We start from the raw sequence: 13,726 nt of genomic DNA, 5'->3' as shown, positions 1-13,726 counted from the left end.
TGGATTGTTGAGCGTGATGTCTGTAAACATAATTGTGTTGTTTTTAGTTGTGCGATATTTGGTTTGGTGCTAAGGTGCCTTCTTGTTTTGAAAATCATCCTCAGGTAGGGTTGCAAAGATACAACATCACAAAACCCAGATGTCCATCTTTGTCACTCTTTGTCACTCTTTCAGTTAATTTTTAATTTAGTTTAACTAAAATATAGATATATTCACATAAATCATGTACCTTAAGAACAACTCCATGATTTTAAGAAGAGATAAAAAGTCTTATAAATGAAGTCGAGTATTACAAGGATAATAGGATGTGATATGATAGAAAATTAAATGTCTTATGTAAATAAAATGTCCGATGTAAAATGGGAGTGACGTCCCATGTCCTTAGAGAGTGACGTTCTCTCGGCCGGCGATTGGCGTTCTCTCGGCCGGCGATTGGCGTTCTCTCTGCCGGCGATTGGCGTTCTCTACAAAGGAGATCGACATTATTGTCTTTGCTTTCATTTGATGCCAATAATCTGTCCTTGTCATTTTACACCAGCAGATGGTCAGGAGATGGTTTGAAAATTAGTGGGGATGGATGTGTGTCATATCAGAAATTTTATATACCTTTGCACTCGATTACAGTTTTATAATGTTTTAGGATAACTTTTCGCTAAGTAAATTTATGGTTAGACAATGCTTCATCCTCTTTGGATGTATGGCTTTGGGTGAGTTGATAACTACGCTCACTGGAGTGAAACTACCTTCCAGCATCATCGGTATGCTGTTGCTCACGCTGCTGTTGAAGGTAAAAGTGATTAAACTGGAATGGGTAAGAGGGCTTACCGACTTTCTCATTGCCAATCTGGGATTCTTCTTTGTGCCACCTGGCGTCGCGCTGATGTTACACTTCGATCTGATTAGGGCTGAGCTTGTGCCCATCATCGGAGCAACACTGGTAAGCACAGCTTTGGTACTACTCGTTACGGGACACACACATCAGATGGTGGCCAAGGGCGAGAAGAAGATAACTAACGTGATCAAGGACAAAATGGAGGAAAGGAGCAAACATGATTGAACAGATAGTAACCAACCAGTATTTTCTTCTGGCGCTGACTTTCGGCATCTACCAAGGTGCAAAAATGGTGCAACACCGCACGCAATCCATCCTGCTCAACCCGATACTCATAACAATCGGTTTAGTAATTGTGTTTCTCAAAGTCTGCGACATTCCTTATGACACCTATCACGAAAGCGCCAAGATGATAGACTTCTGGCTCAAACCCGCAGTGGTGGCACTTGGTGTGCCGCTGTATCTGCAACTCTCGCAGATCAAAAAGCAGATTGTGCCAATACTGGCCTCGCAGATGATGGGCTGTGTAGTCGGTATTATCAGTGTAGTAGTGACCGCACGAATGCTTGGTGCCTCACGTGAAGTAGTGGCATCGCTCGCCAGTAAGTCGGTGACCACGCCGATAGCGATGGAGGTGACTCAGGCGTTGGGCGGAATACCATCGCTTACGGCAGCCATCGTCGTGATAACCGGTCTGATAGGCGGTGTGGTGGGATTTAAACTCATGGCGGTAGGACATATATACAATCCTATGGCTAAGGGCCTGTCTATGGGTGCGGCATCGCATGCTGTGGGCACCTCGGTAGCTATGGAACGCGACGAGTTTGTGGGGGCTTATGCCAGCCTTGGCCTCACGCTCAATGGCATACTGACCGCCATACTGACACCCACCATCGTTGAACTGATGAGCTGATACTGTCTTGCGAGATTCATGGCTTGGTTTGTGCATGACACCAATCTGTCATTAGGGAGAATTATGCTTTTTTTAGAAGGGAAAAAGATGGTATTACGAAAAGATTGAGTATATTTGCATGAGAAATGAGGTGAGGGAAACTCCCCATTTGGATTAAAACTTTAAAAGTTACTATGCGATTAGGAATCATTGGAGCAGGGTGGATAGCTCAAAAGATGGCAGAGGCACTTGCCAACAAACCACATGGATGTGAGTGTTATGCTGTGGCTTCACGCTCACTGGAAAAGGCTGAAGCTTTTGCCAAACAGTTCTATATAAATAAGGTGTATGGATCTTACGAAGAACTGGTCAGCGATCCTGCGGTGGATATCGTTTATATCGCCACCCCTCACTCTCATCATTATCCTCATGCCCGTTTGGCTCTTGAACACGGAAAACCCTGTTTGGTGGAGAAAGCCTTTACTGCCAATGCCCGCGAGGCAGAACAGCTGTTGGCTTTGGCTCATGGGAAGGGACTCTTCATTACTGAGGCGATATGGACCCGTTATATGCCATTGTCGCATCGGGTGAAGGAGATTATGGATTCTGGCGTGATAGGTGAACCGCGTGTTCTGACAGCCACCTTATGTTATATGATGGAACAGAAAGAGCGTATCGTGCGCCCTGAACTGTGTGGCGGTGCGTTGCTCGACCTCGGAGTCTATTGCTTGAATTTTGCACGTATGTATTTCGGTACAGATATTTGTCGCATGCTAAGCAATGTGCATAAGAGTGACACAGGAGTTGACATGCACGAGAGTATCTCGCTCTCATACCGTGATGGTCGTATGGCCAATCTCCAGTCGGGAGCTCTGTGTCTGAACGACCGCCAAGGCATTATCAGTGGCACGGAGGGTTACATTCGTGTGGATAATATCAACTGTCCAGAACTGATAGAGGTTTATCGCAACTATCAACTTGTCGCCTCTTACCATAAACCAGCAGATATGGTTAATGGCTATGAGTATCAAGTCATCGAATGTCAACGCTGTTTAGAGGCAGGACTCCTTGAATCGCCTATGATGCCTCACGCAGAGACACTTGCCATTATGCGACAGATGGACGCGCTGAGGAAAGAGTGGGGCGTGCATTACCCGATGGACTGATGGATGATGTGTATGGCAGATAGACAATGCCTGACGCTGCGATAGAACAGACCGAATGATAAATGGGGTATAACCCCTATGAAAAAGTATATAAAGTTGTTAAACAATAAAAAGTTGCCGAAAAGTTTGGCAGTTTCATTTTTATTTATCAATTTTGCACCGACATTTGCAAGTTGCCCAACTCGCTTGGGCTTCTGAGCCAATAGAGTTTGGCTCCGCATTTGTCTCTATTTATGGGAAAGCGTCTTCATGCGCTTTGTTTCTGACAGCTTGAAATCAGGTAAACCAGAACCTCGAGAAGTGGAACAGGCAAGTGTCAGGTTCCACGCTTTTTCATTAATACGTTAACCTTATCCATATTATAACAACCAGCCGACTCCGAGAACCTATAGGCAACCGAGAATCAAGAAACAAAAAAATGGAAAAAAAAGAAAAGAAAATCTATCAATCTCCTATTATGACGGTTTATGAAATCAGCAGGACACAGATTTTAGCGGGAAGTACTAATGGAGAAACAGAACCACTTGGTGAAGAAGAATATAGATGGTAAAAAAAATGAAAATGAAGAAATATATTCAATCTATGATGGCTTTTGCAGCCATCGTGTCCTTTGCGTCATGTTCGTCGGAGGACAACAACACTACAATTGAAAATGAGAGTGCGACAAAGGTAATGACCTTTACTGCAACGCAAGAAGGTGACGAACAATCAACAAGGGCAGCTATTTCAAGCACTGATAGTAAAGTCATCAATTGGCAAGAAGAAGACCAAATAAGCATCTTCGATGGTAAAACGAATAATCAGTTTACTTTGAAGAATGGTGCAGGGACAAAGAGTGCGACCTTCCAAGGTAACGCTGCAACAGCAGCTAAATATACTGCTGTATATCCTTACCAGTCAGAGGCTAGTTATGACACATCGAATGGCAATGTAACAGGCATCACCCTTAAACCCACTCAAACCGCTACCGATAACAGCTTCGATAAGAATGCTGCATTAATGATGGCAAAGAGCACCAACACAACTTTGGAATTCAAAAATGCCGTTGGTTATGTGAAGGTGAAACCAAAGTTTGCTTGCAGCAAGATTGTGTTGCAGGCAGCAGAAGAATCTGAATATCTTGCAGGAAGGTGTACTCTCTCATACGGCGATGGTATGCCGTCGATAGCATTTACCTCAGAACAATCAACATCCATTACACTATTGGGAACCATTACTGCGAACACGGTTTATTACATAGCTGTTCCTGCCGTAACACTCACCGCAGGTTGGAGCATTTCGTTCACTGACAACACCGGTGATGTTTACACTCGCACTGGCAGTAAAGAAATTGAGTTTAAGAGAAATACTATCATTAATCTCGGTGAGTTTTCAAGAACTGACAATAACTTGAAATTGACGTTAACACAGAATGGTAAAGTGCCAGCGGACAAACAGGTTGATATGGGAGTGTTTAATATTGGTGGAACTAAATATAGATTAATATTCGCCAAATCCAACCTAACAACCACAGGTCTTGCCGCAAGTGAATCCGCCTACGGCGATTACTTTGCTTGGGGAGCTACTAAGCCTTGGTATTTATCAATTTCAGGAGACACTTTTACTTGGAAACCTGACCATAGTAGCGGATATGCAAGTGGAACAGCCCCAGCCTTCTCCCCCGAATATACGTCTGAAAAAGATTTTGAAATGTCAGATGACCCTGCTCGCAAGATTCTCGGTGGTGACTGGCAGATACCGACCAAAGCGATATGGGAGGCTTTAGTGGGTATAAAGTCAAAAAATTGGGATAGTAATAAAAAAGGATATAAATTTACAAATAATAGTCAAACTCTCTTCTTGCCTGCAGCTGGCTACGTCCGTGGAAAAAATTTTCACGAATACGGCTCTGGCGCCCGCTACTGGTCAGGCACAGCCTCCTCGATCTATGACGCATATCGCCTGTCCTTCTCTGACAGTAAACTCAATGTGAGTAACATCGTTCGCCAATACGGTTGTTCGGTGCGCCCGGTGCGCTTGGTTGCAGTGGATTGAAACTTCAGCAATAGCGAAGGGTCATGGGGACAGGTACATTGGTTCACTCTTTAGGGTCGATGAACCTGTCCCCGATGACACTTGGTGTGTAGATGCCCAACTTTGGTTTGTAAATGCCGCATTTTGCATTCAGAATGCTATTAAACTCGCCATTTCCTGACCTTATTGGTGAAAGTCCCTTAAATATTCACTCAAAAGTGAACATGTTTGAAGGATTATACTTAACTTTGCAGTGAATTAAGGGTATTACAACTATGGCAACAGCAACATTAAAGACAATAGAACAGAACGACAATGTAGGAATGTTCTCCATCTGTTTTGATGGAAGTGAGGAAAGCGAGTTTGAGAAGTTCTTGAACGAATTCAAGGACAATGCGACATACAATAGGGATTTCAATGTTATCCTTTTAGCTTTGTCCAAGATTATAGACAAGGGGGCTCTTGAACGTTTTTTCCGAAACGAAGGCAGGATGAATGACAATGTCAAGGCTCTTGCCATCGATTCGCGCAAACTGCGCTTGTATTGCTTGCGAATATCAGACCAGATTCTCATTCTCGGGAACGGTGGCGTGAAGGCTACTCGTACTTATCAAGAAGATAGCAAGTTGAGTGGTTATGTGATGGATTTGCAGAGCTTTGACAAAGTACTGCTCAAAGCACAGAAATCTGGGAAAGTAACCATAGAGAAGAATATGATTACTGATATTCAGAGTGCAACATTTGAAATCTAAAAGAAATGCCTATGATACAGAATGCTTTGTTCAGACAGTGCCTTGCCGCTATACCAGAAGAGCAGAAAGCCGAGTTTGAGCTTTCGTTTGAGATAGCCGAGCGCATCAGTGAAGTTCTAAAAGCAAAGAACCTCACCCAAAAGGATTTTGCCCAGAAACTCCACAAGAGGGAGTCAGAAATATCCAAATGGTTGACTGGCAGACACAACTTCACCATGCAGACCATTGCGAAGATTGAAACGGCATTAGGCTGCAAGCTCATCAATATAGCCAGATGATATTTACAAACAAAGGGCAAAGATAATGGCGAGGGTGGCTGTTAGGGTCAGGAATCATCGGGGACAGGTTCATCGCCCCTAAAGAGAGAACCAATTTACCTATCCCCTGACCCTTGGTTTGTAATCTACCCACTTTGGTTTGTAAACGCCTCATTTTGCACGTCCCAACACCCAACAACTGTTAAAAATCACCTCCAATTCCGCACATTTCTTCCAAAAGCCTTGCACAATCCAAATAAATGCCTTACATTTGCAACAACAGTTCCTGCCACGCCTCTTCCTTGAATGCGTACCACGGCAGGACTTCGTGTTTTTATAGAGTATATGTAACATCAAACAATGGCAGTATGCAGTACACCAAACAGGCTATTGACTTTTCAGACCAACTTAGTCTGTTAAAACAACGAGGGCTGATAATTGATGATGAAGACAAGGCTTTACGCTGTCTTCGCTCCATAAGTTATTTTAGATTGACAAATTATCTTGTTCCAATGGAGTCAGACTCTGACACACACGCCTTCAGACCAAACAGTCATCTGCATACGGCAATCGCTTTATACAACTTTGACCGAAAGTTGCGCTCGTTGGTTTTTACTTCAATTCAAGATATAGAGGTGGCTCTTCGTACTCGGATTATTCATTATTTCTCATTAGCTCATGGACCTTTCTGGTTTATGAGAAATGATCTCTTCATTAACGATAGTATTCATCAGACGTGCATCAACAACATTGCCTCCGAGGTGAACCGTTCCAAGGAAGAGTTTATTTCGGAGTATCGACGTAACTATACATCACCTGAGTTCCCTCCTGCTTGGAAGACCTTGGAGGTCGTATCGTTCGGAACATTATCGAAGCTCTTCTGCAACTTCAAGAATGTAAAGGTGAAGAAGCAAGTGGCAAGAGATTTCAATTTGCCCCAATACACGTATTTGGAGAGCTGGATAAAATGCGCTGTTGTGCTACGAAATGCATGCGCACATCATGCAAGAATATGGAACAAACGTTTTCCGACTATGCCTACTATGCCACAGAGATTGCCTGAGTCATGGGTGTCAACAAATAGTTTTCGTCCAAACAAGCTGTATCATCAGTTGTGTTATCTCGCATATATGGAGCAAAGCATCGTGCCCAATTCCGATTTTACAGAAGCATTGGTTAAACTGGTAAAAGATAACCCCGATATACAAACTCGTTCGATGGGCTTCCCATTAGGCAACTGGCAGGACGAACCACTCTGGAGCACTCGATGCTAAAGACGGATGAACAAATAAAATTTCAATCAATTAGGGTCAGGGGACAGGTTTGAAGTGAACCCACAAAGTTGGACGGGTTAATCACTGTGAACCTGTACCCGATGATTCTGTGAACACCCTTCAAACCAAGCAAAAAAGTTGTTAAACGATAAAAAGTTGCCGAAAAGTTTGGCAGTTTCATTTTTATTTATCAATTTTGCACCGACATTTGCAAGTTGCCCAACTCGCTTGGGCTTCTGAGCCAATAGAATTTGGCTCCGCATTTGTCTCTATTTATGGGAAAGCGTCTTCATGCGCTTTGTTTCTGACTTCTCGAAATCTGGTAAACCAGAACCTCGAGAAGTGGAACAGGCAAGTGTCAGGTTCCACGCTTTTTTATTTATAGGTTAACCTTATCCATATTATAACAACCAGCCGACTCCGAGAACCTATAGGCAACCGAGAATCAAGAAACACAAAAATGGAAAAAAAAGAAAAGAAAATCTATCAATCTCCTACTATGACGGTTTATGAAATCAGCAGGACACAGATTTTGGCGGGAAGTGGTGAAACGGAAACCCCAGAAGATCAGGGCGATCCATTCAGCAACAACTATTAAACAATAGGAAAAATGAAAAAGATTATGAAATCAGTATTAGCCATCGCAGGTATTCTTGCGTTGGCATCGTGCTCGTCGTCAGAAGATTTCTTCACAGAGAATCTCGGTGACAATAATAAAAGCGTGAAAATGACATTCACTGCCTCGCAAGAGAATGGCAGTGCTACTCGTACTGCCATTGGTACTGAAGGCGGGAAAACAAAAATACATTGGTCAGAGAGTGATGTAATTAAGGTAACTAATGGAACTGAAACCAATGATTTTACATTAACGGCTGGACAAGGAACAACAAAAGCCACTTTCAATGGAGAAATTTCTGAAAGTGCGACTTATTATGCCATCTATCCAAACCAAGACGGCGTCAGTTTCTCTGGCAACAAGTTTTCTGGTGTCCAACTTAAAGCAACTCAAGAAGCCAAAGAAGGTAGTTTCGACCCAAAGGCAGCAATAATGGTTGCAAAGAGCAATGGCACCAATTTGCCATTCAAAAATGTTGTTGCCTACTTTAAGGTGACACCAACTTTCGACTGCTCAGAGATTGTTGTCACAGCTCACAAGTCAACAGATGCGCTGGCAGGAACATTCGATGTGGCTATAGATGGCGAAGGCACTCCTTCAATCAGTATTACTAACGGGAGTCGTGAGGTGAAACTTACAGGTACTATTACAGCTAACAAAGATTACTACATCCTGCTCCTTCCCGGAACATTTGAGAATGGCTTTAGTGTAACTCTGAAACCCAAAGACGACAATACAAAAAAATATTTTAAGCAGAAAAACTCTTCATTCACATTGAATAGAAACGACTTGTGGAATCTTGGAAAAATGGAGGGCGCAACAGAAGTAAGTGAAAGCACAATTCCTTACATCACTTTTACTGCTGATGAAGAACAGACATTCAAGTATTATAATTATTCTTATCAAGTAAATACGGGTGTAGCTTCGGATGCGAATAAATACCTTGAATATTCAGTAAATGGCGGCGAGTGGAAGAATTTTAATGATGTACTATCTGTATCCTTTGGCGGTGGCAATGGTGATCTCCGTTTGAGGGCTAAAGTAGATCAAGGAAAGTATGTCGTGTCAGATGCTGGTCCAATGTTCAAATTCGGGAACGAAACTGTTAAAGTCAATTGCACAGGTGACATACGTACATTAATAGATTATGAAAACTATTATTGTGCAAACACATCCAAAGCCATGTTTATGAATTTTTTCAACTCTATGACGAACTTGAAATCTGCTCCAGATCTGCCCAGTATGGAACTTGCCAGTCAATGTTATTATGCAATGTTCAAAGGCTGCACAGGTTTGACAACAGCTCCAGAGCTTCCTGCAACCACACTTGCCAACAGTTGTTATTATGAAATGTTCAACGGCTGCACAGGTTTGACAACAGCTCCAAAGCTTCCTGCAACCACACTTGACACATTTTGTTATAGAGAAATGTTCTATGGCTGCACAAGTTTGACAACAGCTCCAGAGCTTCCTGCAACCACACTTGCCATGGGTTGTTATGATAAAATGTTCTACGACTGCAGTAATCTTTCGAAAGTTACAATGCTTGCAACAAAGTATTCCACTAATTGGTGCTTGGATAATTGGTTGGATAATGCAGGAACAAGTGCACAAAGTAGGACATTGAAACTTGCAAGTCAAACTGTTTATAATGGATTAATGAATAAAGGATACCTTCCAGAGCAATGGCAATTAGGCCAAGCTACAATTGAATACAACAACCAATAGGAGTAAAGCAACCATCGCGTTGCTGGCCTTGACTTCTACAAAGTAGAGGAACTACAACTATAGCAACACGGGCTTACGGTGCTTGGTTGCAAAATAAAGAAAACTCAGCACAGGGCGTGAGCCCTGTGTATATGAATCACCCCATTCCTCCTCCCTCCTCGCGCCGTCGTCGCGCGAGGAGGGTAGGATGGGAAACCAAGCAAAAAAGTTGTTAAACAATAAAAAGTTGCCGAAAAGTTTGGCAGTTTCATCACTAATTTTGCACCGACATTTGCAAGTTGCCCAACTCGCTTGGACTTCTGAGCCAATAGAGTTTGGCTCCGCATTTGTCTCTATTTATGGGAGAGCGTCTTCATGCGCTTTGTTTCTGACTTCTCGAAATCAGGTAAACCAGAACCTCGAGAAGTGGGACAGGCAAGTGTCAGGTTCCACGCTTTTTCATTAATAGGATCACCTTATATTAATTAATCATTAACCAGCCGACTCCGAGAACCTATAGGCAAAAATGAATCAAGAAACACAAAAATGGAAAAAAAAGAAAAGAAAATCTATCAATCTCCTATTATGACGGTTTATGAAATCAGCAGGACACAGATTTTGGCGGGAAGTACTAATGGAGAAACAGAATCACTTGGTGAAGAAGAGTATACATGGTAAAAAGAATGAAAATGAAGAAATATATTCAATCTATGATGGCTTTTGCAGCCATCGTGTCCTTTGCGTCATGTTCGTCGGAGGACAACAACACTACAATTGAAAATGAGAGTGCGGTAAAGGTAATGACCTTTACTGCAACGCAAGAAGGTAATGAGGCAAGCACTAGGGCTATACTAAGCGGTACCAATATTCACTGGGAATCAGAAGACGAAATAAGCATCTTCGATGGGACGAATAATAATCAGTTTACGCTAACTGATGGTGATGGAAGAACATTTGGTAAGTTTTCAGGTAAGGCAGGACAATCAACTTCTTATACAGCCGTTTATCCGTATCAGGAAAATGCCTCTCTTTCGGGCGATGATGTTACAAACGTAACCCTTCCTGCCACTCAATATGCCAGAGACAACAGTTTCGACAAGGAAGCAGCCTTGATGATTGCAGAGGGCGGCGATGGAAACACGTTGAATTTCAAAAATGCCGTTGGTTATGTGAAGGTGAAACCAAGGTTTGCTTGCAGCAAGATTGTGTTGAAGGCAGCTGGAGCATCTGAATATCTTGCAGGAAAGTGTACACTTTTATACGATACTAATAGCAATATACCGTCGATAACATTTACCTCAGAACAATCAACTTCCATTACACTATCGGGAAACATTACTGCGAACACGGCTTATTACATAGCTGTTCCTGCCGTAACACTCTCCACAGGTTGGAGTATTTCGTTCACTGACACCACCGGTGATGTTTACACTCGCACAGGTTCTAAGAGTATTACATTTAAGAGAAATACTATTATTAATCTCGGTGAGTTTTCAAGAACAGATAATAAGTTGAAATTGACGTTATCACAAAATGGTGAAGTGCCAGCGGACAAACAGGTTGATATGGGAGTGTTTACAATTGGTGATAAGAATTATCGATTAATCTTCGCCACATCCAACCTAACAAAAGATGGTCTTGCCGAAAATGAATATGATTTTGGTGATTATTTTGCTTGGGGAGCTACTGAGCCTTGGTGTACGCAATATTCTCGTACTGGCACAGGATATGACGTTAAAGTTTCACCAACGGCTTGGGAGAACACCAAAAATGCCACAGTTTACGATTGGGAAACTGTTCCATTTAGAGATGGTAAAAACTGGTCTTGCAACCAATACATTAATGATGGCGAAAAACTTGCTATGGAGCACGATGCCGCTCGTCAGATACTTGAAGGTGACTGGCAGATACCTACAAAAGAGATTTGGGATAAATTGTGTGAGACTTCAAATTACGAATGGACTAAGTCTTCCAAAGCAGAATACAATGGCTACAATGGCTACAAAGTGAACAGCAAAAAAAGTGAAACAGGAACTATCTTCTTGCCTGTAACTGGCGAATTCTATAAATCTTGGCCCAGCTGTGACGGTACTTACGGCTCCTACTGGTCAGGCACAGCCAACTCGAATGATGCCGCATATTCCCTGTACTTATATTATTCTTACGATGGGGGCTATACGCAGATCTCCACAAAATATCGCTACTACGGTTATTCGGTGCGCCCGGTGCGCTTGGTTGTGGAATCTTTGGCGGATCCTGTTGCTACTACAGAGAGATATGATTATGAAGACGATTTTAAATGGGAATAATAATTATATTAGAACAATGAAGAAATATATTCTACCTTTTATGTCCATTGCCATGCTGATGGCAATGGCAAGTTGCTCATCGTCAGACGATGAAGTGGCAGAAATCAAAGAAGAAAGCAAGTTGGTTCCAATGACTTTCACTGCCACACAAGAATCAAATGTTGGTACTCGTACGGCTCTTAATGCTGGCACTGGTGTCGATTGGGAGACAGGTGATAAGATTAGTGTATTTGATGGTCAAGGTAACCGGACGTTTACATTAACAGAAGATGTTGAAGACGGTAAATTTTCTGGCACAGCTTCGTCACAAGCAACATCTTTCACTGCTGTTTATCCATACACAGAAGGAGCTACACTTGAAAAAGATGGTAGTGTAAGTGGTATAACTCTTCCTGCAGAACAAACTGCAACTATTTGGAGTTTCGACCCAAAGGCAGCATTGATGATGGCTGTATCGACAAAAGACAAAAAGTATAATTTGGATTTCAAGAATGCCGTAAGTCTTATAAAGTTACAGATAGAGTTTCCTTGCAAGAAGATAGTGCTGACTGCAAACGAGGATATTGCAGGTACAGGAACTCTAACTTATAATAATGGTGAACCTTCAATCTCTTTTACGTCAAACCAATCGAAGACCATTACTTTGAAACCTGCTACAGGAAAATATCTTAAAAAAGGTGATCAGTATTTTATTGTAGTTCCTCCTATAACCTTGACAAAAGGTTTCAGCATTAGTTTCCATGCCTCTGATGAATATTGTGTTTACACTCGAACAAGCACCAAAAGCAATACGTTTAATCGTAGTAAGTTTAAACACATCGGCACATTTAAGACAACAGGCATATTTGATACAACAGATAAAAAATTGGGGGAATGGACATATAATTCGCGTGGCATAGTAGATAAAAGTCAAGAACTTGATATGGGAGAGTTTGTAATTAATGAAAAAAAATATAGATTAATATTCGCCAAATCCAACCTCACAAAAGATGGTCTTGCCACAAATGAATATGATTATGGTGATTACTTTGCTTGGGGAGCAACATCGGTATGGTATTCTGCAATAAACCAAAATACCAATCCATGGTCAATTACACCTTTGGGTAACAAACCAGGTGGATACATTAAAGACAATGCCCCATATTACTCTAATGGCAAATACACGTCAGGAAATACCCTTGAAGCAGCAGACGATGCCGCTCGTCAGATACTTAAAGGTGACTGGCAGATACCAACAAAAGAGATTTGGATGGCTTTGGAATATGCCAATCTTGAACAGGTCTATTGGGGACCCGAGGGAAATTGGACCTTTACCCAAGTTCAAGGAAAAGGAATCAACGGAATTCAGATAATCAGGAATGACAGATCTGGTAATTATCTCTTCTTGCCTGCAGCTGGCTACGTCTATAGGACTGAGTTCAAGGAAGTCGGCTCTATAGGCTACTACTGGTCAGGCACAGCCTACGATAACAATCGCGCGTATATCCTGCAATGCGATGGCAGTCATGTATATGATCATTACAATCACTTTCACTATATGGGTGTTCCGGTGCGCCCGGTGCGCTTGGTTGCAGTGGATTGAAACTTCAGCAATTAAGGGTCATGGAAGGGTCATGGGGACAGGTACATTGGTTCACTCTTTAGGGTCGATGAACCTGTCCCCGATGATTCTGCAGCGTTCCTTAGTTTTGCACCCAAAATAGTGCGGAATGGTGTGTGCAATTGTCAAATTGTTGTAAATATGAATAATTTTCTGATGATTTTGATGCTTATATGAAAGAAATTGTGTAATTTTGGAACTTAGATGTTGTATCTGATACACTTCTGCAAAGAAAAAGCATGATTAAATTAGTTAATATTAGCATCGTATGACAGCATTGCCAACCATATACATTACCATATATGACC

At 42.1% G+C, this 13,726-nt stretch carries 13 protein-coding genes; all 13 read left to right on the top strand.

What is annotated here, in order from left to right:
- Positions 1–664 precede the first annotated feature (664 nt).
- On the top strand, positions 665–1,057 hold the full coding sequence (locus CIK96_RS08740) for a CidA/LrgA family protein (RefSeq protein ID WP_094390613.1): 393 nt from the start codon (positions 665–667) through the stop codon (positions 1,055–1,057).
- Positions 1,050–1,745, top strand: a complete 696-nt coding sequence (locus CIK96_RS08735; protein ID WP_094435634.1) for an LrgB family protein — start codon at positions 1,050–1,052, stop codon at positions 1,743–1,745. Before CIK96_RS08740 ends, CIK96_RS08735 begins: the two co-directional genes overlap by 8 nt.
- 173 nt (positions 1,746–1,918) lie before the next feature.
- Positions 1,919–2,890: a Gfo/Idh/MocA family protein gene (locus tag CIK96_RS08730; RefSeq protein WP_094440371.1), complete on the top strand. Its 972-nt coding sequence runs from the start codon at positions 1,919–1,921 to the stop codon at positions 2,888–2,890.
- 418 nt (positions 2,891–3,308) lie between these two features.
- Positions 3,309–3,440 (top strand): hypothetical protein, encoded by a 132-nt coding sequence (locus CIK96_RS13615; RefSeq protein ID WP_256387598.1) that lies wholly within the window; start codon positions 3,309–3,311, stop codon positions 3,438–3,440.
- 5 nt (positions 3,441–3,445) lie between these two features.
- Positions 3,446–4,924 (top strand): hypothetical protein, encoded by a 1,479-nt coding sequence (locus CIK96_RS08725; RefSeq protein WP_158214855.1) that lies wholly within the window; start codon positions 3,446–3,448, stop codon positions 4,922–4,924.
- A 254-nt stretch (positions 4,925–5,178) separates the two neighbouring features.
- Entirely contained in the window at positions 5,179–5,655 is a 477-nt protein-coding gene (locus CIK96_RS08720) for a hypothetical protein (protein ID WP_094440369.1), read from the top strand.
- Between the two features lie 11 nt (positions 5,656–5,666).
- The gene (locus tag CIK96_RS08715; RefSeq protein ID WP_094435798.1) at positions 5,667–5,933 is read left to right on the top strand and encodes a helix-turn-helix transcriptional regulator; all 267 of its coding nucleotides are present in this window, start codon (positions 5,667–5,669) and stop codon (positions 5,931–5,933) included.
- A gap of 239 nt (positions 5,934–6,172) precedes the next feature.
- Positions 6,173–7,186, top strand: coding sequence for an Abi family protein (locus tag CIK96_RS08710; RefSeq protein ID WP_371592569.1), 1,014 nt, complete (start codon positions 6,173–6,175; stop codon positions 7,184–7,186).
- Positions 7,187–7,646: 460 nt separating this feature from the next.
- Entirely contained in the window at positions 7,647–7,784 is a 138-nt protein-coding gene (locus CIK96_RS13260; RefSeq protein ID WP_158214854.1) for a hypothetical protein, read from the top strand.
- Positions 7,785–7,808: 24 nt separating this feature from the next.
- Positions 7,809–9,530 carry a fimbrillin family protein gene (locus CIK96_RS08705; RefSeq protein ID WP_144007510.1) on the top strand — a complete coding sequence of 574 codons (1,722 nt, stop codon included), beginning with the start codon at positions 7,809–7,811 and terminating at the stop codon, positions 9,528–9,530.
- A 525-nt stretch (positions 9,531–10,055) separates the two neighbouring features.
- Entirely contained in the window at positions 10,056–10,187 is a 132-nt protein-coding gene (locus tag CIK96_RS13610; protein ID WP_256387359.1) for a hypothetical protein, read from the top strand.
- A gap of 5 nt (positions 10,188–10,192) precedes the next feature.
- The gene (locus tag CIK96_RS08700) at positions 10,193–11,818 is read left to right on the top strand and encodes a fimbrillin family protein (protein ID WP_094440366.1); all 1,626 of its coding nucleotides are present in this window, start codon (positions 10,193–10,195) and stop codon (positions 11,816–11,818) included.
- A gap of 16 nt (positions 11,819–11,834) precedes the next feature.
- The gene (locus tag CIK96_RS08695; RefSeq protein ID WP_094440365.1) at positions 11,835–13,400 is read left to right on the top strand and encodes a hypothetical protein; all 1,566 of its coding nucleotides are present in this window, start codon (positions 11,835–11,837) and stop codon (positions 13,398–13,400) included.
- Positions 13,401–13,726 lie beyond the last annotated feature (326 nt).

Source organism: Prevotella sp. P4-98 (genome assembly GCF_002251405.1).
Lineage (GTDB): Bacteria > Bacteroidota > Bacteroidia > Bacteroidales > Bacteroidaceae > Prevotella.
The sequence above is the reverse complement of the archived record's forward strand: the minus strand, read 5'-3'. Positions and strand labels throughout refer to the sequence as shown.

Excerpts from the sequence above, each read along its gene's own strand:
- CIK96_RS08740 (WP_094390613.1), top strand. The coding sequence starts at position 665 with ATGGTTAGACAATGCTTCATCCTCTTTGGATGTATGGCTTTGGGTGAG.
- CIK96_RS08735 (WP_094435634.1), top strand. The coding sequence starts at position 1,050 with ATGATTGAACAGATAGTAACCAACCAGTATTTTCTTCTGGCGCTGACT.
- CIK96_RS08730 (WP_094440371.1), top strand. The coding sequence starts at position 1,919 with ATGCGATTAGGAATCATTGGAGCAGGGTGGATAGCTCAAAAGATGGCA.
- CIK96_RS13615 (WP_256387598.1), top strand. The coding sequence starts at position 3,309 with ATGGAAAAAAAAGAAAAGAAAATCTATCAATCTCCTATTATGACGGTT.
- CIK96_RS08725 (WP_158214855.1), top strand. The coding sequence starts at position 3,446 with ATGAAAATGAAGAAATATATTCAATCTATGATGGCTTTTGCAGCCATC.
- CIK96_RS08720 (WP_094440369.1), top strand. The coding sequence starts at position 5,179 with ATGGCAACAGCAACATTAAAGACAATAGAACAGAACGACAATGTAGGA.
- CIK96_RS08715 (WP_094435798.1), top strand. The coding sequence starts at position 5,667 with ATGATACAGAATGCTTTGTTCAGACAGTGCCTTGCCGCTATACCAGAA.
- CIK96_RS08710 (WP_371592569.1), top strand. The coding sequence starts at position 6,173 with ATGCCTTACATTTGCAACAACAGTTCCTGCCACGCCTCTTCCTTGAAT.
- CIK96_RS13260 (WP_158214854.1), top strand. The coding sequence starts at position 7,647 with ATGGAAAAAAAAGAAAAGAAAATCTATCAATCTCCTACTATGACGGTT.
- CIK96_RS08705 (WP_144007510.1), top strand. The coding sequence starts at position 7,809 with ATGAAATCAGTATTAGCCATCGCAGGTATTCTTGCGTTGGCATCGTGC.
- CIK96_RS13610 (WP_256387359.1), top strand. The coding sequence starts at position 10,056 with ATGGAAAAAAAAGAAAAGAAAATCTATCAATCTCCTATTATGACGGTT.
- CIK96_RS08700 (WP_094440366.1), top strand. The coding sequence starts at position 10,193 with ATGAAAATGAAGAAATATATTCAATCTATGATGGCTTTTGCAGCCATC.
- CIK96_RS08695 (WP_094440365.1), top strand. The coding sequence starts at position 11,835 with ATGAAGAAATATATTCTACCTTTTATGTCCATTGCCATGCTGATGGCA.